This is a genomic window from Bradyrhizobium niftali, assembly GCF_004571025.1.
Classification (GTDB): domain Bacteria; phylum Pseudomonadota; class Alphaproteobacteria; order Rhizobiales; family Xanthobacteraceae; genus Bradyrhizobium; species Bradyrhizobium niftali.
The window spans coordinates 161,981-183,882 of the sequence record NZ_SPQT01000007.1; the positions used below are offsets into that span (position 1 = coordinate 161,981).

General features: G+C 61.6%; 18 protein-coding genes. 9 read left to right on the plus strand and 9 right to left on the minus strand.

All coding sequences use genetic code 11. The features are described from left to right. Positions 1-21 precede the first annotated feature (21 nt). Both E4K65_RS15725 and E4K65_RS50025 read left to right on the plus strand, forming a co-directional pair. Positions 22-975: a LysR family transcriptional regulator gene (locus E4K65_RS15725; protein ID WP_135174946.1), complete on the plus strand. Its 954-nt coding sequence runs from the start codon at positions 22-24 to the stop codon at positions 973-975. A 550-nt stretch (positions 976-1,525) separates the two neighbouring features. Then, positions 1,526-1,864: a DUF2306 domain-containing protein gene (locus E4K65_RS50025; protein ID WP_430649030.1), complete on the plus strand. Its 339-nt coding sequence runs from the start codon at positions 1,526-1,528 to the stop codon at positions 1,862-1,864. Positions 1,865-2,038: 174 nt separating this feature from the next. Here the strand turns inward: E4K65_RS50025 and E4K65_RS15735 are convergent, their stop codons facing one another. From E4K65_RS15735 to E4K65_RS15760, 6 genes are all read right to left on the minus strand, one after another. Then, a complete protein-coding gene (locus E4K65_RS15735) occupies positions 2,039-2,779 on the minus strand; it encodes an ABC transporter ATP-binding protein (RefSeq protein ID WP_209312066.1) in 741 nt (246 codons plus the stop codon). Then, positions 2,751-3,461, minus strand: coding sequence for an ABC transporter ATP-binding protein (locus tag E4K65_RS15740; protein WP_135174948.1), 711 nt, complete (start codon positions 3,459-3,461; stop codon positions 2,751-2,753). Before E4K65_RS15740 ends, E4K65_RS15735 begins: the two co-directional genes overlap by 29 nt. Then, complete coding sequence (locus E4K65_RS48210; protein ID WP_135174949.1) at positions 3,458-5,380, minus strand: ABC transporter permease; 1,923 nt, start codon at positions 5,378-5,380, stop codon at positions 3,458-3,460. The genes E4K65_RS15740 and E4K65_RS48210 overlap by 4 nt, the downstream gene beginning before the upstream one ends. A 131-nt stretch (positions 5,381-5,511) precedes the next feature. Continuing rightward, positions 5,512-6,900 (minus strand): ABC transporter substrate-binding protein, encoded by a 1,389-nt coding sequence (locus E4K65_RS15750; protein WP_235885648.1) that lies wholly within the window; start codon positions 6,898-6,900, stop codon positions 5,512-5,514. Between the two features lie 50 nt (positions 6,901-6,950). After that, positions 6,951-8,606 carry a GMC family oxidoreductase gene (locus E4K65_RS15755; RefSeq protein WP_235885649.1) on the minus strand — a complete coding sequence of 552 codons (1,656 nt, stop codon included), beginning with the start codon at positions 8,604-8,606 and terminating at the stop codon, positions 6,951-6,953. A 6-nt stretch (positions 8,607-8,612) separates the two neighbouring features. Next, positions 8,613-9,107, minus strand: coding sequence for a 2,4'-dihydroxyacetophenone dioxygenase family protein (locus E4K65_RS15760; RefSeq protein ID WP_209312067.1), 495 nt, complete (start codon positions 9,105-9,107; stop codon positions 8,613-8,615). Between the two features lie 308 nt (positions 9,108-9,415). Between E4K65_RS15760 and E4K65_RS15765 the strand changes: the two genes are divergently transcribed. Continuing rightward, on the plus strand, positions 9,416-11,035 hold the full coding sequence (locus tag E4K65_RS15765; RefSeq protein ID WP_135174951.1) for a XylR N-terminal domain-containing protein: 1,620 nt from the start codon (positions 9,416-9,418) through the stop codon (positions 11,033-11,035). A 31-nt stretch (positions 11,036-11,066) separates the two neighbouring features. Here E4K65_RS15765 and E4K65_RS15770 read toward each other — a convergent pair whose 3' ends face one another. Further along, entirely contained in the window at positions 11,067-12,023 is a 957-nt protein-coding gene (locus E4K65_RS15770) for a MurR/RpiR family transcriptional regulator (protein ID WP_135174952.1), read from the minus strand. A 241-nt stretch (positions 12,024-12,264) separates the two neighbouring features. On the opposite strand from E4K65_RS15770, the gene E4K65_RS15775 reads away from it, so the two are divergent. From E4K65_RS15775 to E4K65_RS15800, 6 genes are all read left to right on the plus strand, one after another. Further along, positions 12,265-13,806 carry an ABC transporter substrate-binding protein gene (locus E4K65_RS15775; RefSeq protein WP_167770842.1) on the plus strand — a complete coding sequence of 514 codons (1,542 nt, stop codon included), beginning with the start codon at positions 12,265-12,267 and terminating at the stop codon, positions 13,804-13,806. Between the two features lie 79 nt (positions 13,807-13,885). After that, positions 13,886-14,830: an ABC transporter permease gene (locus tag E4K65_RS15780; RefSeq protein ID WP_135174954.1), complete on the plus strand. Its 945-nt coding sequence runs from the start codon at positions 13,886-13,888 to the stop codon at positions 14,828-14,830. Beyond that, positions 14,827-15,687: an ABC transporter permease gene (locus E4K65_RS15785; protein WP_135174955.1), complete on the plus strand. Its 861-nt coding sequence runs from the start codon at positions 14,827-14,829 to the stop codon at positions 15,685-15,687. Before E4K65_RS15780 ends, E4K65_RS15785 begins: the two co-directional genes overlap by 4 nt. A gap of 3 nt (positions 15,688-15,690) precedes the next feature. Next, a complete protein-coding gene (locus E4K65_RS15790; RefSeq protein WP_135174956.1) occupies positions 15,691-16,665 on the plus strand; it encodes an ABC transporter ATP-binding protein in 975 nt (324 codons plus the stop codon). Further along, positions 16,662-17,618, plus strand: coding sequence for an ABC transporter ATP-binding protein (locus tag E4K65_RS15795; protein WP_135174957.1), 957 nt, complete (start codon positions 16,662-16,664; stop codon positions 17,616-17,618). The genes E4K65_RS15790 and E4K65_RS15795 overlap by 4 nt, the downstream gene beginning before the upstream one ends. Before the next feature lie 275 nt (positions 17,619-17,893). Continuing rightward, positions 17,894-18,529, plus strand: a complete 636-nt coding sequence (locus E4K65_RS15800; protein WP_027548219.1) for a LysE family translocator — start codon at positions 17,894-17,896, stop codon at positions 18,527-18,529. 142 nt (positions 18,530-18,671) lie between these two features. Here E4K65_RS15800 and E4K65_RS15805 read toward each other — a convergent pair whose 3' ends face one another. Together E4K65_RS15805 and E4K65_RS15810 are read right to left on the minus strand one after the other, a co-directional pair. Next, positions 18,672-19,964, minus strand: a complete 1,293-nt coding sequence (locus E4K65_RS15805; protein WP_135174958.1) for an ABC transporter substrate-binding protein — start codon at positions 19,962-19,964, stop codon at positions 18,672-18,674. Further along, entirely contained in the window at positions 19,961-21,859 is a 1,899-nt protein-coding gene (locus E4K65_RS15810) for an adenylate/guanylate cyclase domain-containing protein (protein ID WP_135174959.1), read from the minus strand. The genes E4K65_RS15805 and E4K65_RS15810 overlap by 4 nt, the downstream gene beginning before the upstream one ends. Positions 21,860-21,902 lie beyond the last annotated feature (43 nt).

The window sequence follows — 21,902 nt, forward strand, 5'->3', positions numbered from 1 at the left end:
CATTTATGACGTGAATTCAACATGGCCCGCTTCGACACCAACCGCTCTGCCGAGATGGAGGTCTTTGTCCGCGTCGTCGACCTGGGCGGGTTCACCCAGGCCGCGCGAAAACTGCGGCTGACGCCGTCGGGCGTCAGCAAGCTGATCTCGCGGCTGGAGGCACGGCTCGGCTCGCGGCTGATCAACCGCACCACGCGCAAGCTCACGCTGACGGAGGAAGGCCAGGCGTTCTACCAGCGCGCCGTGCGTATCCTCGCCGAGATGGAAGAGGCCGAACGCGAGGCGGCCTCAGGCGCGGCACCGCGCGGACGGCTCACCGTCAACAGCAACATTCCCTTCGGCATGCTGCACGTAATGCCGCTGATCCCGCGCTTCCTGGAAATGCATCCCGACGTCACGCTCGATCTGGTGCTGACCGACACGCTGATCGACCTGATGCAGGAGCGCGCCGATGTCGCCATCCGCGTCGGCCCGCTGCGCACCTCACGCCTCGTCGCGCGAAAGCTCGGCACCAGCCGCATGGTCGTGATCGGCGCACCGAATTATCTCGCCCGCTTCGGCACGCCGAAGATTCCGGCGGATCTCGCCGATCACCGCGGCATCGGCTGGACCTTTCCCCGCAGTATCCGCGGCTGGCAATTCAAGCGCGGCGACCGCACCGAGGAAGCGGTCCCGCCGCCGGCCGCCCGCGCCAGCGACGGCGAAGCCGCCCGCCGTCTCGCACTCGGCGGCGTGGGTCTTGCCCGCCTCGCCCTCTTCCACGTCGGTCCCGACATCGAATCAGGCCGCCTCGTCCCGGTCTTGCAGAACTACAATCCCGGCGACCGCGAAGACATTCACGCCGTCTATGTCGGCCACACCGCGCCGCTCCCGGCGCGCGTCCGCGCGTTCATCGATTTTCTCGCCGAGCACGTGCGGGTGAGCGACCCGGCGCTGAAGCGCGCGGGCGATGGGAAATGGAAATTGGTGGGATGAGGCCGATGGCGGAGGGAGTGTCAGTCCCAGAGCCGACAGGCCGCTCGACGCCTCGGCTACGCACGGGATTCACAACACGACGCCGGGGCCGTGAAGGGGCGAATTGTGCACGGGAGTGAACACGCAGGACAGATCGACCACCGCTACGCCGGCTGTAATCATCCAAATGAGGCGGCGTCCAACCCTGATGGAGCGCGTTTCGTAACGTTAAGAACGCTATTCGTCCCAGCACTCATCCCTTCATCCCTGTTCCCGCGCCGGCGGCCCCCAAATACTTGTCCGCTCGAACGATTCAATCATAGTCGGGCTTCCCTCTCCGGAGAATACCGGCCGTAAGACCAAACGGTTTGACCAATAGCAGCGGCAGGGTGCGAGACAGATGCAGAAGGGATACGTCTCCCGAATTGGGTTGTGCATGATGGTCGTGCTCGCCACAGTCGTAGCCGCGCATTCCTTGCGATACTACGCCGCGTTGGAAAACGTATGGTTCGGCATCGATCCAGATATCAAGGCAGTCATACTGCAAGCGCCTCTGAAGGCGTTAACTCACATGCTCATAGCCCCTGCCGCCTTGGTCCTGGGACCGTTACAATTCTTTCCGGGGCTACGCGCGCGCCATCCGACGCTGCATCGTTGGTCCGGCCGAACTTACGTCCTAGCGTGCGTTACGAGTGGAACAGGAGCGTTGGCTACGTCACCCTTTGCTTCGGGTGGCTGGGTGGCTGGCGTCGGCTTCGGGATTCTCGCTGTATTGTGGATCGGCACGACTGTAGCGGCTTGGATTTCGGCCGTGCAGGGAAGGCTTGAGTGGCATCGGCTACTTATGCGATTCAGCTACGCGATGACCTTCGGAGCCGTTGTCCTTCGCCTGCAGATTCCGATCGGTTAGCATTGGGGTACGGCAGCTATTCCAGCATGTCTCCGATTCTGGCGTTTACGTCGTGGATTCCCAATGTCTTGATCGTCGCTCTGTATTCGACCTTGGAAGCTCGTTGGCGATCTCGGTGGGTTCAATGAAGCCTCCGTGCCCCGCACGCCAAACATGGCGAACAATGAACGTATGCTAATTCCCGCTGAGATAGGCGCTGTGAAGAATATCCGGATTCTGCCGCAACTCCTCGGGTTCGCCCGAGAAGCGAATATATCCCCGCTCCATGACATGGACGCGATGGGAGATTCGCAATGCGATATGCGTGAACTGCTCGATCAACAGTACCCCGACGCCATCAGCGGCGAGCTGAATGATCACCGGAACCAGCCTGGCTACGATCACGGGGGCAAGGCCAAATGACAATTCATCCGCAAGGATGTAGCGCGGGCGCTCGACGATGGCCTGGGCAAGTACGACCATTTGTTGCTGACCGCCGGAGAGCGACCCCGCTCGCGCGCCGAGTTTTGGGCGAAGCTCGGGAAACGTATCGAGCGCCGCCTCGATACCATCCTCCCGCTTGCGACCCGGCAGATGATGACCGGCGACCCGGAGATTATCGAGGACCGATAGTTCGCTGAGCACGTGGTGGCCTTCGGGGACGGCCGCAATTCCGAGACGGCGAACCTGCTCGGGCCTGAGGCCACCAATGGACCTTCCGTCGATGAGCACGTCGCCGGAGGAAACGGGCAACGCACCCGCCGCGGCGAGAACGAGCGAACTCTTGCCAGCTCCGTTGGCGCCGAGAGAGCCGTAACCCGCCCCGGTGGAATCTCGAGGTTCACGCCATGCACGACCTGCTTGCCACCGCGTGCAATCGCCAGACGCTCGATCCGGAGGCAATCGGTCATGCCGTTTCTCCAAGGTATGCGGCACGCACTTTCGGATCCTTCAAGGTCGGACCTACCGGGCCGTAGGCGATCACGGTGCCGAAATCGAGAACCAGCATCTTCGAGCAGGTCGATGAGATCAGGTCGACGTCGTGATCGACGAGCAGCACCTGGGCCCCGCAGAACGCCGGGATGCCAACAATAGTCTTGCGCAGGAAATCCGATTCGGATTCGCTAAGGCCGGCTCCGGGTTCATCCATCATGATGATCTTCGGGGCGCCGACGATGCATCGCGCGATTTCGACCATCCGCCGGTCGCTTGTCGCGAGGGCTCCCCCCATCAGATGGGCCCGATCCGAGAGACCGGTATAGCGCAGAGCCGCATTGATGACGTCGTTGCGGCTGCTCGTCCCGTAGGGAACATGATCGAGCATCCCCGCGATATTGTCCCGCACCGAGAGATTGAGCACCACCTGCTCGGTCTGGAAGGTTCGACGGATCCCGAATGCTGACCGCCGATGCGTCGCAAGACGCCCGATGTCCTGCCCGTCGATCCTGACGGACCCGGCGGTTGGCGTGATGAAGCCGCTGAGCACGTTAAGCAACGTCGTCTTGCCCGCGCCATTGGGACCGACCAATCCCGTTACCGCTGCATCGAGCGATGCCGTCAGCGCATTCAACGCTGTCACCCCGCCGAACCTGACCCCCAGGCCGTCGATCTCGATCATACTGCCTTCTCCCGTCGCACCTGTCTGGCAAACACCTTGATGCGCCCGACGGTATCAAGGATCTGGCCCGCAACGCCGCCCGGGGCGGTAATCAACGCATGCAACAGGCCCGCTCCAAAGACGATCGTCGCGATATTGCCGTCGATGTGCCAATCGTTGAGGAGTCCGGGAACAGCGCGCAGCAGCAGGCCCGCCAGAATCGGCCCCAGCCAGCTATAGGCGCCGCCGATAAGGGTCACCGCGAAGAGCAACACAGATTCGCTCGCCGGAAACGAGGTCAGGTCGAGCGTGCCGATGAGACCCGCGAGCAGCCCGCCGCAGATGCCCGCAAGGAAGCCGGCGAGCGCGAAGGCCCATATCTTGTAGGCGACGATATTGACGCTCGCCGACAGGGCGCAAGCTTCGCTGCGACGTATCATCGCCCAGGCGCGCCCGGCTCGCGAGCGCTGATGCCAGAGGACGAAGAGATAGCCGATGACGAGCGCTCCCAGGCAATAGCGAAAATAGGCGGCGTCCGTCGTTGCCAGCCCGGGGCGGTCCATATACTGGCGCGGCCCATTATAGATCTTGCCAATGAAGCCGGCTCCACCGTCGGGGAAATCGATGGCGGTGATCACCACCTGGAAACCACCCGCGATCATCAAAGTGACCAGCGCAAGATAGAGACCGCGCATGCGCAGTGCCGGCAGCCCGAAGATCAGACCCAGCAGAGCGGCGCCGACACCACCGCACAGCAACGACATTTCGAAGGGCCAATGAATTGCATGCCAGGAACGCAACGCAACCCAACCGCCGACGCCGACCAAGGCGAACTGGCACAAGGAAACCATGCCCAACTGCGCATAGATAATTGCGGTGGCAAGCGAGCCGAGCGCCAGGATAGCGGAGGCGGTCAGCACACGCAGCCAGTATGAACTGGCGATTTCGGGCACCGCCAGCGCCACCACCAGCGCAGTGGCAACTCCGGCAGCGACTCCGACCAACGCGCGGTGGCGCGGGCTCCCCGCGGGCGCGCCCGAGCGCACATCGTCTGCTCCCAGTCCAGCCCCGCCGCTGATCAGTGGATGCCCATGGCGCTGCAGGAAAACCAGCGCGACGATGGCAAAAACGAAGGGCGTCAATGTGCGGTAGGGCGCGACGGACGGAAATGGCGTGCCGATCGCTTCGATCACACCGATTGCCAAGCCGCCCGCAACCGCGATACCCAGCGATTGCACACGGCCGGCAATTGCGGCGGCGATCACCGGAATGACCATGAATGTCAGGAACAGGGGCTGCATCCGCGCAAGGTTGGCGAGCAGGATGCCGCTGACACCGGCAATCAGTCCCGACATCGCCCACGCCCAGGAATCGACCGTCAGGACGGGCACGCCGAGCATCGCACTGATGTCCCGGCGGTTGGCAAGCGCGCGCATCGCCAGCCCCATCCGCGTCCATCCCAGAAAGAAGATCGTGCCGACCGTAACAAGACATGTGAGCCCTAACGCGATCAGGCGCGTGTAGGTTACCCGCACATCCAGGATGCGCACGCCCAGACTGTCGGTCGGAAGACGTAGAACACGGCCGTATTCGCCCCAGAAGAAATCCATGACCCCGAGCAGCACGAGCGCCAGGCCAAGCGTAGCCACCGCTCGAACCACTGGATCGCTATGAGCTACACGCGGAGCAAGGAGCCGGCCATAGGCCAGCGAGACCGCCATAGCTGCGATCACGCCCGCGATCCACCCGATCCAGGGAGGGCCACCTGAGTTTCCGATCTGCCAGGCGATGATCGCCGAGAGCGCACCGATCGCGCCCTGCGCAAGGTTGACGACACCAGAAGCCCGGAAGAGGATTACGATTGCGACTGCCGAGAGCGCATATACCGCGCCGGTGGCGAGCCCGGAAACGACGAAAGGACCAAGGTTTGGCACGATCATTCACTCGATTGATTTGAGGCGCATGCGCTCAGCGGAGCGTCCGGTCGTGGACAATCGGCTTTGCCGCCGATGACCAAGGGCGTGAATTGTCGCCCCTGGTCCGTTTTCCGACGCGACCCACACCGGCTCGCCTACTTGCGAATACCCAGCTCTTTCTCCGTCGCCAGGACGTCTGCCAGATCGGGATCATCCACCCCGAAGCAGGACTGCTGGGTCACCCATTTCTCGCCCGACGTCACGGCCACCGACCCGGCGTGGTTGGGATTATGCCGATTGCCCGGCCCAAAATACCACGGGCCGCACGCGATGTCGGATTGAAGGCCCGACTTCATACCGCGGAGGGCGGCCGTAACAGATGTGCGGTCGATCTTGGCCGGGTCCATTGTCAGCATGACCTCGACGATCCAACGCGCTGCCAAATAACCCGCCTGATTGAAAGTATCGCGCTGGACATTCTTGGACGCATACTTGTCGAGCACCGCATACCAGTTCAGCATGTCGGGCGATTGCTTGTCGAAAGGTTCGAGCTCGAGCTGGGCGTAGACCTTGTTGTCCCAATAGGGACCGATCGTTTTCGGAAACTCGAGATTGTAGACCGAGGTCGGCGCGGCGAACTTCACCTTGGAACCGAGGTCCTGGTCCTCGGCGGCCTTGAGCAAGGCAATCACGCCGTCACGCGGCAAGCTCGCCTCGATCAGGTCGGGCTTGAACGACATCGCCTGGAGGACGATGGAAGTCATGTCGATCGCCGCGGGATCGATCAGGATCACGTTGACCGCCACACCCTTGGAAGCACCCCACGCCTTGACGCCGTCGCAGGAGAAATCGCCGACGCCGGGAATGTTGGGCGCGACACAGACGACACTCTTGATGCCGAACTTCCCATGCATGTACTGCACTGCGCCAAGGTTGCTCAACCGAGGACCAGCGTTCGTTGACGAATAGTTCCTCCCAAAGAAGCAATCCCGGGGGATGCCAACGCCGGCGACGACAAGCACCTCGTTCTTTTCGTAAGTCGCCTGGTTAGCGGCGCATTCGACGAAGCTGTTGCTGCCGACCAGGGCAACCACCTTCTTATCGGTCACCAGCTTGGCCGCAGCTTGAGCGGCCTGCTCGGGCTTCCAGGCGTCGTCCTCCAGCGTGTACTCGATCGGGCGGCCATTGATGCCGCCATTCTCGTTGACGCACTTGAAATACGCCGCAGCCGCATCGCCCGAAGAGCTGAAGTCCGCCGGGCCTGTCCGACCAACGATGCCGCCAATCGAGATGGGCGCACCGGTCGCAGCCTTGCCGGTATTCAATCCGCATTTCGGCGCGGAGGCAGCTTCTGCGGGATCATTGAACGCTAGCGCTGCAAGCGTGCATGCGACGGCCGCCACGGCCGCTTTTATCGATCGTCTCATCAAATTCCCCCTTTTGTTACGTGATTGACGGCTGCGACCACCGCAAGTCTTCTTTGTGAAGCCCGCCGCCAGGACTCCACGCGGTCCAAAGCCAGTCTCACTTGTCAGAACCCTCATCCGCCGCTCCGGATGCCATGACATCGTCGATCGTGCGACCGACAACGTGCTCATCGAACCGCGCTCGAAGCCGGCGCTAGCAGCGTCTTCCCGGCGATCAGATCGGCGGCGCGCTCGGCAATCATGATTGTCGGTCCGTTGGTGTTGCCTCCTGGCACGGTTGGCATGACCGAAGCGTCGACCACCCTCAGCCCCTGCAATCCACGCACGCGCAGTTGCGGATCGACCACTGCCGCTGGCCCAGTCCCCATCGCGCAGGTCCCGACGGGATGATGGCCGACCTCAGCCGTGCGCCGGACAAACGCGTCAAGGTCGGCGTCGGAGACGACCTCGGCGCCAGGCGAAGTCTCGCGCTCGATCAGCAGGCCGAGCGGTGGCGTATTGTAGATGCGCCGTACCAATCGAATGCATTCGCGCGCTGTCTCGCGATCGCCTTCGGTTCCAAGAAAATTGAGCCGGATACGCGGAGGGTCACGCGGATCAGCCGAGCGCAGACGCAATTCGCCGCGACTTTCGGGATAATTGATCGACGGATATCCCTCCAGCATGTGCTGTTGCGGCGGCGTGATCCCGGGAAACCAAACCTTGGCGTCCATGCGCGTCGAGTTGAAGAAGAGCTGAATGTCCGGTCGCTCGACATCGGGCCGGCTGCGCACGAAGGCGAGCGCGGTCAATGCCTGGGTCGCGAAATCGCCCTTGCGGAACAAGGCCCACTGCAACACAGAAAGTGCAACGCGATCGGCCCGCAGGCGGCTCAGAAAGGTGATCGGCTGCTTGATCGCGAATTGAATGTGAAACACCACATGTTCGGATAGATTCTTGCCGACCGCTGGGAGCTCGTGAACAGGGGTTATCCCGTGTTCGGCAACTTCATCGGCCGGCCCGATACCCGACAACAAGAGAAGCTGTGGTGAGTTGTAGCTCCCACCGCACAGGATCACCTCGCGCCTTGCGCGAACGGAAACACGCTTGCCGTTCGCGACGTAGGTGACGCCCGTCGCGCGCCCCTTCTCGATCAGGACCCGCTCCGTCAGGGCACCGATCTTCACGGTGAGATTGGCACGCTTCAATGCGGGGCGGAGATAGACCGCCGATGCGCTGCTGCGCACACCATTCTTGATCGTCAGGTCGACGATGCCAAAGCCCTCAGGCTGCGCTCCCGAGAAATCGTCGGTCATCGGAATCCCCGCGGCAATCGCCGTGTCGCGGATCAAGCCGAAATTCAGGTTGGAAACATCGGTTGGGCTGACGCCGAGCGGTCCTGCGCCGCCGTGATAATCGCCTTCGCCTCGCCAGCTGCCCTCCGCGCGCTTAAAATAGGGAAGAACGTCGGCATAGCTCCAGCCTTCGCACCCGGACTGGCGCCACAGGTCATAATCGCGCGGGTGTCCGCGCACGTAGAGCATGCCGTTGATTGACGAAGAGCCGCCCAGGACCTTGCCGCGTGGAAGCGAAAGACGCCGCCCGTCGAGAAACCGCTCCGGCTCCGTCGCATAATTCCAGTTGAACTTGGGACCGCGCCAGATCTGGCGCCATGCCAGCGGTATTTTCATGAATATGCTGTTGTCCTTGCCGCCGGCCTCGAGCACGAGGACGCTGACTTTCGGATCTTCGCTCAAGCGGTTCGCCAATACACAACCGGCCGAACCGGCGCCCACGATGACGTAATCACACTCGTCCACGCGCCCTCTCCCCAATTCCAGCAACCCGACTCAGATGAACATGTCGTTGTTGACGGGGAGGCCGTTCGCCTCGCAGTAACGCGTGTAGTGTTCGATGAACCAGAAGACATCGGCGGTGAAATCATACTCACCGTTGTCATCGAAGAATTCGATAGCGCCGTTCAGCCAGAACAGCGCCTTCATGCCATTCGGATCGTCGGAATAGAGCGTGTGCGCCGCTCCCGGGAGCTCGTAGATGAAGTCGCCGGGCCTGGCGATCCAGTCGTATTCGTAATAGCCCCAGGATCCTTCCAGAGTGATGGCCGACACGAAGCCGCGATGCTTGTGCGTGCCGATCCGCCCGCCGCTCTTGACCCACAGAATGTTGGCTGCTGCGTTGTTGCGAACGTCGAAGCACAGGTGCTTGATGGCTGCGACGTCGCCAAAAGGAATCCAGGGTGAGGATTTGTCATCGCCCGCGATATAGGCGCCTTCCTTTGCAAAGCGCCTGATCGCCTCCGAGTGTGGCTCATCCGGTAGCTTCACGATTTTGCTCGCGTCCCGCATTCCGTTTCCCCCCAAGAGCACTTGGCTCTCTTTTGGCCGAGGTAATCACCCTGGTCGGAAAGCGGTCAAAGAGGAAATCACCGCTGCACCGCAACCGTTCATTCGAACGTCCGTCAAGCTATTGATAAAGATGGAGATGTTCCTTCGGATCACGATCGGCAAACGCAGCTTGGCGACGATCGGGGCGAGAGCGAATGGATCATTTCATAAATTTGGATTGATCAAATGATGCAAACCCGGCAACTCTGTAGCGAGAAGAAAAGCTTGGTGGGGGGGAGTGCGGCCAAATGATTTCCAAGATCGAAGAAAGCAGCCTGCTCGATCGCGGTGGACGGCCAACCTTGCGGGATATGCTCTCCCAGATCGTGTACGATCCTGCTCACGCGCATATCAGCTTGCGCAACGCGCGGCTTGTCCTCCATCGCGCCTCGATCGCTGTTCAGCTCCAGGAGGAATTGGTTCGCCGCTTCGGGTCTCACGACGCGCGGGTTATTTTGCTGCGCTTAGGGTTTCAGGCGGGAACGCAGGATGCAGAGTTTATCCGCACCGCCTGGCCTGGGCTCGACATCGGGGACGCGTTCACCGCAGGCACGCGGATGCACACCATGTCTGGCGTCGTGCGCGTGCAGACTGTCTACAACGACTTCAATTTCAAGCAGAACAAGTTTGCAGCGGAGTTTCTCTGGCATGGTGGCATGGAGGCGACCGAGTTTCTCAATCGCCAACGCTGCGCGTCCGAGCCCGTTTGCTGGATGCAGGTCGGCTACGCGTCGGGATATGCCAGCTTTTTCTTCGACAAGCTGATCGTCTACAAGGAAACGGAATGTGCCGCGATGGGGCACAAACACTGCAGGGTGACCGGCAAGACGGCCTATGCCTGGGGTGCCGACGATCCCACGGTTCGCATGTTCCGCGAGGAGGTCGTTCCATCGCTTGCAGACCTTCCGCGCAGAACCGGCGGGGTCGAAACGGCAATCCATGTGCCGACGAAGACAACCTCCAGACACGGGGGTGCAAGCCTCGAAGACGTTGTTCTGGAGCCCGTCCGCAGCCAGCTGGATAGCGTTGCCGCAGGAGAGCTCCCTGCGCTGATCGTCGGTCCACATGGTTGCGGAAAACACCTCGCGGCGCGCTACCTGCACCACCAGCGCCACGGAACAGGCGGCCGATTGCGACGCCTTGTCTGCAGATCCCTCACCAGCGAGCAGATCGATATCTGGCTCAGGAAATTGAAGCAATCACGCGAGACGTGGCTCCTGGAGAATATCGAGACACTGTCCGAGGAATGCCAACTCCTGTTGGCCGAAAGAGTAGAGAGTCGGGACTTGCCGCCCGGGCTGCAATTGGCCGGCACATCCACTCATCGGCTGAGCGAGCTCATTGCCATGCCCGCACTCCGCCGGGACTTTCTCTTCGCCCTTGCGGTTCTGCCGATTGAGCTTCTCGGCCTCCAGCACAGGCGCGGCGACATTGCCGACATCACTCGGGCCATGCTCGCAGCGATGTCGGAGAACGAAGCCTTGCCGCAGCATCGTCTCTCCCGTGCGGCGCTGGATTTGGTCAAGGGCATCGCTCTCCCTGGGAATCTCCCGCAATTGCGCTCGGTTCTCCTGAACGCCTTGTTCAAGGCCAGGTTCGACGGCGGCAACGAACTGCCGGGAGAGATTCAACCGAAGCACTTCTCGAGCGAGCTGGCATTAGCGCCTCCCAGTTCTGCAGACACCTATGTGGGCGGCATAGTCGATCAAATGGCTGCTAAATCGCTCACGATGAGCGAACTAAACCAACGAATCTACGCGGAGGCGCTGCGACGTTCGGATGGCAGGGTTTCGACAGCAGCGCGGATGCTCGGCGTCACCAGGCCCCAGTTCGTTTATCGGGCGAGAGGAATTGAATCCGGGAATTGAGGACCGTACGATCGCGACGAGCTTCCTCGCTTCAGTCGCCGAGCGGCCCATTTGAATTTCCGTCCGTCCCCTTCAGCAACTCGTATTTGATCCGACGCATCCGTGTCTGGGCTTCGAGCGGCTTGCAATAGGCCGTCGAGGCGGCGAGCAGATCGATGGCCGCGAGAAGGGCATAGCGCGACGCGGTCGGCTTGAGCGCATCGGGCGCTTCGGGCACGTACACGCCGAGCGCAATATCGGCGATTGAGGCCAGCCTGCTTTGCGGCCTGGTAATCGCGACGACCAGGGCGCCGTATTGCTTGGCGATACTGGCTGCCTCAATCACCTCGGTCGCCGCACCGGTGGTCGAGATGGCGATGACGACGTCGTCCTGGCCAAGGGTCGCGGCGATCATGCGCATCAAGCTCGGGTCGGAGGCGTGAGAGACGGCGATCCCGAGGCGAAAGAAGCGATTCTGAACCTCCATTGCCGCAAGGGTCGAGCCGCCGCCCACGCCGAATGCTGCGAGTTTCGAACAGCGCGCGATGGCTTCGGCAGCCCTCTCGATGTCCTCCTTCCGCAGTCCCTCCTCGGCAGCGGCGATTGCGCGACGAATTTCCTGGAACACCGACCGCCAGAGAGCGGGGCGCGCCAGATCCGTGCCGACATGCGGGGGCAGCTCGACGTAAATCCGCCCGACCGCCATTGCTTGAGCCAGCCTCACCTTGAGGTCACGGACGCCGCGACAGCCGACGGAGCGGCTGAACCTGGTCACTGTCGGTTCACTGACACGCGCGCTGCGGGCCAGCTCCGCATTGCTCGCGTGAATGGCAAACTCGACGTCGGCCAGCAGCGCCATGGCAACACGCTGCTCCGATGGGCTGAGACCCGGAGCACTCTGTCTGATGACGGAGATGATATCGCCGGCCACGAACGCGTCGCGGCGCGACGGCGTCGAGACTGCTGTCCCAGCGGACTTCGCCGGGTGAATTCGCTTCGCACGCGGCATGCGCGCCCTTCCTCAGGTCGGATTAACCTGCGCCCCCAACCAGGAGAGCGTCGTAAGAAACCTTCAGCTTCGACCGATCAACGTATCGACAGATCGGCAATCATTGGCAATTTTCCACTTGAAACTTAGCATATTATGCATGTAACTTTCAAACAAACGATAACGCGCCGCCGGGTCAACACCTGAGGGCGCACCGCTGCACGTGAAGGCAGGCGGCTGAAACAAGGTGGGAGGGGCGATCATGAGATGCGACCTCAGTGTCTTGATGCGTGGCGCCGTCGGGATCGCCACCGCATTGTTTCTCAATGCACAGGCCAGCGCGGCCACCCTGCTTCGCGAAGCCACCATCGGCGAACCGCCGCCACTCGACGTCATGCTGACGACTGCCGACGTCGCATCAGTCATCGGCCGCCACATCTTCGAAACACTGTATGCGCTGGACTCGACCTATACGCCACGGCCGATGCTGGCCGAGAGCGATCGCGAGGAAGACGGCGGCAAGACCATCGTCATCAAGCTCCGCGAAGGCGTCCCCTTCCACAACGGCAAAGAGATGACCGCCAAGGACGTGGCCGCCTCGCTGACGCGGTGGGGCAACTTCGGTGCGCGCGGCAAGCTCCTGATGGCCGCAGCCACGTCGGTCGAGGCAACCGGAAAATACGAGGTCACGCTGAAATTGTCCGCGCCGAACGGCGCCTGGAAGAATCTCATTGCGGACGTCAATGGTGGCCTTGCGATCTATCCGGAAGAAATCGCCGCCAATGCCGGAAACCGGCCGATCGAGCAGAAGGACTATATCGGTACCGGGCCTTACAAGTTCGTGGAGTGGCGACCGAACCGCTATGTCGAGGTGGAAAAATTCGATGGCTACAAGCCGGTGAAGGAAAAGGGCGACGGCTTCGCCGGCGCCCGCGTCGCCATCTTCGACAAGATCCGGTTCATTCCGGTCCCGGACGTCGGCACCCGCGTGAGCGGCGTGCAGGCCGGCGACTACGACTATGCGGAAATGATCTCTGGCGATCTGTACGAGTCCCTGAGCAAGGACCAGTCGGTTCAGGTGCAGCGTACGAACGCGCCGATCTTCGGCCTTTTCTTCATGAACTCGAAGCAGGGAATCCTGAAGGACAACTACAAGCTCCGCCGCGCCATCCAGACCGCGCTGGACAAGTCGCAGGCCCTGCGCGTCGCCTTCGGCGCCAAGGACCTGTGGAATGCCGAGGGATCGATCTTCCCGAAGGGCACGCCCTGGTACTCGGCGGAAGGCGTTTCCGGCTACAGTCCGCGCGATCCAAAGAAGGCCAAGGAGCTCGCCAAGGAGGCGGACTACACGGGAACTCCGATCCGCCTCTTGGTCTCGACGAACTATCAGGCGCACTATGACGAAGCCTCGGTCTTCACACGCCAGCTGGCCGACGCCGGGATCAATGTTCAGATGATGGTCGTCGATTGGGCGACGCTTCTCAAGATGCGAGGCCAGCCGGAACAGTGGGACATCTTCGTCACCCACCATTCGTTCTCGCCTGATCCGCTGCTCCTCACGTTCCTGAATGCGAGCTATCCCGGGTGGTGGGACAGCCCCGAGATCAGTTCGCTTCGGGCCGAGCTGATCAAATCGACCGATCCGACCGCACGCAAGTCGACATGGGACAAGATCCAATCGCTGATCTACGACCAGGTGCCGGTCATGAAAGTGGGCGATGCCTACACCTATGACATCGCTTCTCCCAAGCTGAAGGGACTGAACCCGAACGGTCCAGTGTTCTGGAATGTGTCTACCAAGTAAGGACGGACAATGAGACCGCTGGGAATGTCGAGCGCCGTCACCGACGCGCTTCGTCGCCGCTGATCAGCTGCACCATCACATGTGGTCTTACGCACTCAAGCGCGCGGGAACGACGGCGGTAACGCTTCTAGCGGCGTCCATTATCATCTTTGCCTTCATCCATATCGTTCCGGGCGATCCCATCTATGTTCTGCTCGGTGACACCGCGACCCCCGATCAGATCGACGCTCTGCGACACCAGCTCGGCCTCGATCAACCGATCATCCTGCAATATCTGACCTGGATCGGCCACGTGCTCGAGGGCAATCTCGGACGGTCGATCTTCTTCCAGGCGCCGGTGCTGTCGGTGATTGCCGATGGGGCCGAGACCAGCGCCTTGCTCGCCACCATGACGATGATCTGGGTTACGCTCATCGGTGTGCCGATCGGCATGATCGCGGCGGTTCGGCACGGCACCTGGCTCGACCAGGGGCTGTCCGGCGCGGCGATGCTGATGGCCTCGATTCCTACGTTCTGGGTCGGGCTCTATTTGATCCTGATCTTTGCCGCGTGGCTCGGCTGGTTTCCGAGCTCCGGTTATCCATCGATCTTCGAAGGCGGGCTCGTCAACCTCCGCTATCTCGTCCTCCCGAGCCTGGCGCTTGCGGCGCCGAATGCCGCGCTGATTCTGCGGCTGACGCGCGCCAGCATGCTCGACGTCTCCCGCGAGGATTACGTGCGCACGGCGCGTGCAAAGGGTATCAGGCCCTGGCAGGTCGTGGTTCGGCACATCCTGCGCAACGCGCTCCTGGCGGTGGTCTCGGCATTCGGCTTCACTTTCGCGGCGCTGCTGTCCGAAGCGGTGGTGACCGAAACTGTGTTTGCCCTGCCGGGTATCGGCCGCCTCGTCGTCCAGTCGATCCTCCGCCGGGATTATCCGGTGATCCAGGGCGTCATTCTGGTCATCGTCGTCGTCTATCTCCTGATCAACCTGATCGTCGATCTGAGTTATCGCCTGCTCGATCCACGGGTCGAACTCCAATGAGCCGTGACGGCGCGATCCTTTGGCTGAAGCCGTTCATCGCGCGCCCGATCGCACTGTTGGGGCTCGGCATCCTCCTGGGGACCATACTCGCCGCGACTTTCGCGCCCTGGCTCGCACCTTACGATCCCTACGCCATCGACCCGTCGATCCGCCTGACGCCTCCGAACGCGCTTCATTGGTTCGGTACCGACCAATTTGGCCGGGACACCTTGTCACGCGTCATCCACTCGGCGCGCATGGCGCTCCTGATCGGTTCGGGCGTGGTCATGTTCGCGCTTGCGACGGGCGTGCCGATCGGCGTGCTGTCCGCCCTGTTCCCCCGGCTCGGTCACCTGCTGATGCGCATGGTCGATGTGCTCATGGCATTCCCGAGCCTGCTGCTCGCGCTTGGGCTGATCGTCGTCCTCGGCCCGAGCGTGGCCAATGCCATTCTGGCGATCGGGCTCGGCTACATGACGACCACGACGCGGATCGTTTACGGTCTGACGCTGCGCTTGCGCATGGAGACCTATGTCGAGGCATCCCGCAGCATGGGCGCCGGAACGGCTTGGCTCATCGGCAAGCATATTTTGCCGAACCTGGTCTCACCGCTTCTTGTGCAGGCCAGCTTCGTCTTCGCGTTCGCGCAGCTTGGCGCGGCATCGCTAGATTTCCTTGGCCTGGGCGCTCCGCCGGAGATTCCGAGCTGGGGCAACATGCTGGCGGAATCGCGCACCTTCATCACCCGCGCGCCGTGGCTGCTGTTCTTTCCGGGCATGATGATCGTGGCGACTGCATTTTCGCTCAACCTGGTCGGCGATGCACTGCGCGATCGTCTCGATCCTCGGTTCCGTCAGCTCTTTAGCGAGAAGGGCTAGATCGTGCTGTCCGTTCGCGACCTTACGGTGTCATTGGGGCCGGAGACTGCACCGGTCGACATCGTCGCCGGCGTGTCCTTCGAACTTGGCAAGGGCGAAATCCTCGGCCTCGTCGGCGAATCCGGCTGCGGCAAGAGCATGACCTCGCTTGCGGTGATGGGATTGCTGCCCCAGCCCGGCCCGCGGATCCGGGCCGGCCGGGTCCTGTTGGAGGGCTGCGACGTGACGCAGCTGCAGCCCTGGCAGCGCGTCGTAGCGGGCCACGGCCGGATGGCAATGATCTTTCAGGAGCCGATGACCTCGCTTAACCCGGTTCGTCGGATCGGCGATCAGATCGCCGAAGCCGTGCGCGTGCATGATCGATTGTCCGGCCCTCCGGCGATCGACAGGGCGCGCGAGCTGCTCGAGCAGGTGCGCATGCCCGATCCCGCAATGCAACTGTCGGCGTATCCGCATCAATTGTCCGGCGGCCAGCGCCAACGGGTCATGATCGCGATCGCACTGGCCTGCAGGCCTCAGGTTCTGATCGCCGACGAACCGACCACGGCACTGGATGTTACCATCCAGGTGCAGGTTCTCGGGCTGCTGCGCGAGCTCTGCAACCGCCTCGACATGGCGATGCTGTTCATCACCCACGACATGGGGGTGATCGCGCAGCTCGCCGATCGCGTGTCGGTCATGTATGCGGGCCGGATCGTGGAGACCGCGGGCGTCGAGGCGTTGTTCGGCAGACCGCGCCACCACTACACGCGCGGACTGATGGACTGCATGCCGTCGCGGAATTCCGGCGCACGCCGTCTGCCAACCATAGCGGGCCAGCCGCCGGCACCCGGCACGGTCGGCGCTGGCTGCGTCTTTGCCTCACGGTGCGCAGCGGTGCGCGAGACGTGCCGCACCGCGGCCCCACCGCGCGCGGAAGTTTCTCAAGGACACGACGTGCTCTGCGCCTTCCCTCTGGATGGCGGGGAACCGCGATGAACGGCAACGCAGTCCTCGACGTTCGGGATCTGAAGGTCTCCTTCAGCGTCAGGCGCGCCGGCCGAAAATATCAGGTGCGGGCGGTGGATGGTGTGTCGCTGTCGCTGGCAGAGGGTGAGGTGCTCGGGATCGTCGGCGAGTCAGGCTGTGGCAAGACCACGGTGGGCCGCTCCATCGTCGGGCTGGTCCGGCCCGACAGCGGCACCATCAGCTTCAAGGGAACGGACATGACGGGTGCCAGCCTTCGCGACATGCGTCTGAACATCCGGATGGTTTTCCAGGATCCCTATGCATCGCTCAATCCGCGGCGCACGATCGGAGATTCGGTCGCGGAGGCTGGCGATATCAATGGTTTCTTCACCAGTCGCGCCGGGCGCAGCGCGGCGATCGCCGCCACACTGACGGCGGTCGGCCTGGATCCGTCTTTCGCCGCGCGCTATCCGTACGAACTGAGCGGCGGGCAGCGGCAACGGGCCGGCATCGCACGAACAATTCTTCCCTCACCGTCCATTGTGATCGCCGACGAGCCGGTCTCGGCCCTGGACGTGTCCGTGCAGGCCCAAGTGCTCAATCTGATGATGGACCTGCGTGAGCAGCTGAGGCTGTCGATGCTGTTCATCTCCCACGACCTCGGCGTCATTGGGCAAATCAGCAATCGCGTTGCCGTGATGTACATGGGTCGGATCGTGGAGCAGGCCGCAACGCGGACGGTTTTGGATGATCCGCGCCACCCCTATACACGTTCGCTGGTGGCGGCAATTCCGAAGCCGGACCCATCCAAGCGGATTCTCGGTGCGATCGAAACGGGTGAACCGCCAAGCCTCTTCAAGCGGCCACGCGGCTGCGCCTACGCCCCACGTTGCCCGATAGCCAGCGATCGCTGCCAGGTCGACGTTCCTGAGCTTCGGTCTGCCGGCACGGACGGTAGAGCCATTGCCTGCCACAACGTGTAGCCGGCGAGCACATCAAGCATACCGTCGCTGGCCCAGGATGGGCCAACCGTACGGTGGCAGCCTAAGCTCTGTCCTCACGCCCGCCCTGCACACCGCGTCTGATCCAGCAAGCCTGTCGACGCGAGCGTCGATGGTGCGTACGATCGCCGCGTCGGCCAGGTGCAGACCATGCGGGTCTCTCGCCTCCAGACCGCTTCACGCATGGTGCGCCGAACCGAACCAAACACTCGGCAGTGTGTATTATAGTCGACGGCAATGTGGAGGAGCGGCGCGGTATGCTATCTTTTCTTGCATTCATCGGGGTGTCGATAATCGTCATCATCACGCCGGGGCCCGACACGGCCACAACGATCCGCAGCGCCCTTCTGGCCGGGCGGACTGGCGGGATTTGGACGGCGGCGGGCATAGCAGTTGGGCAGACAATCTGGGCCCTGGCGACCAGCGTCGGCCTTGCTGCTCTCGTGGTGGCCTCGGCGCCACTATTTATTGCGATCAAGTATTTGGGCGCCGCTTATCTTATCTATCTGGGCATCTCCGCGTTACGCGAAGCTCTTTGGCCGGGGGAACAAGGTTCGGGGATCTCGGTGGAAAGCCACTCGCATAGCCGCGTTAGCCCTTCGATGGCTTTCAGGCAGGGGCTCATCAGCGATCTCGGCAATCCTAAGATGGCTGTTTTCTTCACCAGCCTGCTTCCCCAGTTCGCACCGATAGGCGGCTCGACCTTCGCCACACTGCTCGCTCTTGGAATTGTCTTTGCAGGTATGACCTTTCTCTGGCTCGCAGTTTATGCCGCAGCTATCCACAAGATGCGGAATGCACTTCAACGCCCCACCGTGCGTCGCCTCGTAGAAGGCATGACCGGAATGGTCCTGATCGCTTTGGGTTTGCGCATCGCCACCGAGCAGCGGTAGAGGGTACGAGGACGCGTACTCATAAGTCTTCGTCGATGTCCGGCTCGCCCCGACGCCGACCGCCGTCCTCTTCCGTCCGGCCGGTGCGATCGTGGCCGAAGTCGTTTTCGATGGACAGCGTGTTGCTTCGTATATCGACAGGCTACCTATCTTTGAAGGTCGGCTCGGTACATCCGCCGCAAACCCAGGGGAAGGTCCAATCAGCGGTGCGCTTTGCGCTCTCGGGAAGGTACCTGCTCCAAACCGAAGCCTTGATCGGGTTGATTGACTGCCAGACCACATCGAAGCTTCCTGAAGCCTGGAGCTTGCCGATCATGGCTGGCTTGGAGAGATGATGATTGGTGTTCATCACCACTTCAAAGCCGCTTGGCGCATTGACTCGCTGGCCGTACATGGCTTGCCTGACGGCATTAACATCAGCCGTGCCTGCTTGACTGACAGCCTGAGTCCACATCCTGAAGCCAAGGAAGGTCGCTTCCATCTGATCATTGGTGGTGGTGTCCCGCTGTTCGTTGAAATCCGCCCACATTTTCACGAACACGTCGTTTTCCGGCGACTTGACGGACTGAAAGTAGTTTCGCGCAGCCAGGTGCCCGGCAAGTCCGCCGAGATCCAGGCCACGCAACTCCCGCTCGCTGACGGTGAGAGTCATAAATGGCGTTTTGCTCGTATCGATCTGTTGCTTCGCCAGCTCGGCGTACAGTTGAACGTTTGATTCACCGATGACGGTTGAGATCACTGCCGTCTTCTTCCCTCCGGAGGCATAGGCCTTCACGCTCTGAACGATCTCGCGCCAGTCGGATTGGTCCGGCGATGCGTAGATCGCCGTAATGTCCTCTGAAGACACACCCTCGGTCGCGAGATAGACGCTCATAATCTCGTTGGTCTTGCGCGGATAGAGATAGTCGGTTCCGAGCAAGACCCATCGGCGAACATTGCCACCCTCCTTGCTCATCAGGTAGCGGATCGCCGGTATCGCCTGCTGGCTCGGCGTGGCGCCCAAGTAGAAAACGTTGCGAGAACTTTCTTCGCCTTCGGATTGAACGGGATAGTAGAGCAAGCCGTTCATTTGCTCGAAAATGGGAATTGCCGCTTTTCGGGAAAGAGACGTCCAGCCGCCAAAGACCACCGCGACCTTGTCCTGGGTCAACAACACGCCGGCCTTTTCGGCAAAGGTGCCCCAATCGGACGCGGGGTCAGCAACGACCGGCTCGAGTCGCTTTCCAAGCAGCCCTCCCTTCCTGTTCTGGTCCGCAATCAGCATCAGGACCGTGTCTTTGAGGACGGACTCGCTAATCGCCAAATTGCCGGACAGTGAGTGCAGGATGCCGACCTTGATCGTGTCTTGGGCGGCGTGAACGAATGAACCGGCAAGGCTCAGCCAGAGCGCCAGCAGCGTCGACAGAATGCCGCAAGACAGCGGTGACTTACTCATGTCGATGCCCCCACGAGTTCGAAAATACGAGTTTCGCGTGTCATGCCCTTGGCAACGACGGCATCAAGAGCCCTGAACTTGAAGAGACTTTCGACCCGAGAGTACACATCCTCACTAACCAGTATCGTTGTCCGGGTATCCTTGTTCAGGCCTTCAAGGCGGGCAGCGAGATTGACGGTATTACCGAGCGCCGTGTAGTTCATGCGCTCGCTGGATCCGAGGTTACCCACCACCGCTTCGCCGACATGAATGCCGAATCTTGTGATGAAGGGCTTCAGTCCATCGGCCTCGAACTCGACGTTGAGCCGCTCGCCGGCGGCCTTCGCTGCCAGCACCGCCCGGCAAGCACGGGCGACGTGATCCGCCTGCGGGTTCGGCGCGTTCCAGAAAACCATCACCGCGTCGCCGATGAATTTGTCGACCGTGCCCCCTTCAGCGAGGAACGCTGCCGTCATTGCCGAAAAATACCGCGACGTCTGGCGCATCAGCACGTCTGGGTCCGCAGCCTCGGCAATAGTAGTAAAGCCCTGCACGTCGGTGAAAACCAGCGTGACCTCCTGCTTGACCCCGCCGAGCCTGGTCGAGATGGAATTTTCGATCAACCCGCGGACGATCTCCTTGGGAACGAAGTGGGCGAACGACCATATCGCGCGCTGCGCGAGATTCATTGTACTGCCCAGCGCGTGGATTTCCTTGATATAGGACGTTACCGGCACCAGTTCGGGTTCAGATAGTGTCTGCAATTGGCGGGCCTGCGCGGTAACGCGCTGGATGGAGCGCGACATCTGGCTGCCGAACATCCAGACGATCGGAAGAAAGGCAGCGCCAACCAGTATCGCAAGGACAAGTCCGGTGAACTGAAGCCTGCGGACATTCTGAACGAAGTCGTCCTGGGCAGCCAGTAGCAGGATGCTGCCGTTGTAACGTTCGCCGAGCGCGAACTTGGTCACTCGGAAGAGAAAGCCCTTGCCTGTCCCGTCATCGATGCTTCCTTCATAGCTGTCCTTGTTGTACGAACCGCGGATCACCGAGGCCATCATTCCCGTATTGATCTCATCGATGCTCGGCAACGACGATTGGGCCGGGTGCGTCATTGCGTTCGTAACGAGATCTGTAAATTCGGGGTGGGCGATAATTGATCCTGCCTGGTCGAAAATCATGACCGTACCATGCTCGCCCGGCCGCTGAGCCTGGACAAACTCACTGAACGTATCGAGCTTGAGATCGGCGGCAAGAACGCCCGGCACCTTGCCTCGCAGCGGCGCGCTCACGGTGATGACCGGCGCGCCTATGCTGTACGAGAGGTAGGGCTCGGAAATGTAGGGATTGTCCGCTTGCATCGTCGCCCAATACCAGGAACGTTTGCGGGGGTCGTAGCCGAATTTCCACAGGTCGAGCTCTCCAATCTCGTTGCCTTGCTTGTCCTGAAAGATGCGCCGTAGCGGCAGATCGCCGTCCATCGTAGGACGTATGAGACTGATCGCAATCTCGGCGTTCGCCGGCGCGCGGAAGTGCTCGCGCTGCTCCTCGGTAAGGTCTCTGATGCGCCGCACCTGGAGCCAGGCACCATTCTCGAAACCGGCATAGATACTGTCCATCTGCGGAAATTCTTGCAGCGCGGCCTTGAACAACGGAATTGCACGGCCGGTCTCGCTCCTCTCATTGGAGTCTGCGACGCTCGAACTCGTAGCCAGCACATGGACCAGGGACGAAATCGTGGAAAGCTCGCCCTGAAGCCGTCCGAGCACCTTGGTGCTGGTTGCGTCCATGTAGGCCGAAGCGGCTTCGCGCGTGGCAAAGCGCAACGAGCGTAGTTGAATGGCGACCAGCAGCAAGGTCAGCGCCACGACAAACGACATGACCGCAAAGGTGATGGAGGTCCGGAAAGTGAACATCCGTGTCTACCCGATCGCCATTCAGGCGCTCTACGGTTCGCTT

Excerpts from the sequence above, each read along its gene's own strand:
- E4K65_RS48210 (WP_135174949.1), bottom strand. The coding sequence starts at position 5,380 with ATGATCGTGCCAAACCTTGGTCCTTTCGTCGTTTCCGGGCTCGCCACC.
- E4K65_RS15725 (WP_135174946.1), top strand. The coding sequence starts at position 22 with ATGGCCCGCTTCGACACCAACCGCTCTGCCGAGATGGAGGTCTTTGTC.
- E4K65_RS15795 (WP_135174957.1), top strand. The coding sequence starts at position 16,662 with ATGAACGGCAACGCAGTCCTCGACGTTCGGGATCTGAAGGTCTCCTTC.
- E4K65_RS15785 (WP_135174955.1), top strand. The coding sequence starts at position 14,827 with ATGAGCCGTGACGGCGCGATCCTTTGGCTGAAGCCGTTCATCGCGCGC.
- E4K65_RS15740 (WP_135174948.1), bottom strand. The coding sequence starts at position 3,461 with ATGATCGAGATCGACGGCCTGGGGGTCAGGTTCGGCGGGGTGACAGCG.
- E4K65_RS15770 (WP_135174952.1), bottom strand. The coding sequence starts at position 12,023 with ATGCCGCGTGCGAAGCGAATTCACCCGGCGAAGTCCGCTGGGACAGCA.
- E4K65_RS15750 (WP_235885648.1), bottom strand. The coding sequence starts at position 6,900 with ATGAGGGTTCTGACAAGTGAGACTGGCTTTGGACCGCGTGGAGTCCTG.
- E4K65_RS15780 (WP_135174954.1), top strand. The coding sequence starts at position 13,886 with ATGTGGTCTTACGCACTCAAGCGCGCGGGAACGACGGCGGTAACGCTT.
- E4K65_RS15765 (WP_135174951.1), top strand. The coding sequence starts at position 9,416 with ATGATTTCCAAGATCGAAGAAAGCAGCCTGCTCGATCGCGGTGGACGG.
- E4K65_RS15800 (WP_027548219.1), top strand. The coding sequence starts at position 17,894 with ATGCTATCTTTTCTTGCATTCATCGGGGTGTCGATAATCGTCATCATC.
- E4K65_RS15810 (WP_135174959.1), bottom strand. The coding sequence starts at position 21,859 with ATGTTCACTTTCCGGACCTCCATCACCTTTGCGGTCATGTCGTTTGTC.
- E4K65_RS15775 (WP_167770842.1), top strand. The coding sequence starts at position 12,265 with ATGAGATGCGACCTCAGTGTCTTGATGCGTGGCGCCGTCGGGATCGCC.
- E4K65_RS15805 (WP_135174958.1), bottom strand. The coding sequence starts at position 19,964 with ATGAGTAAGTCACCGCTGTCTTGCGGCATTCTGTCGACGCTGCTGGCG.
- E4K65_RS50025 (WP_430649030.1), top strand. The coding sequence starts at position 1,526 with ATGCTCATAGCCCCTGCCGCCTTGGTCCTGGGACCGTTACAATTCTTT.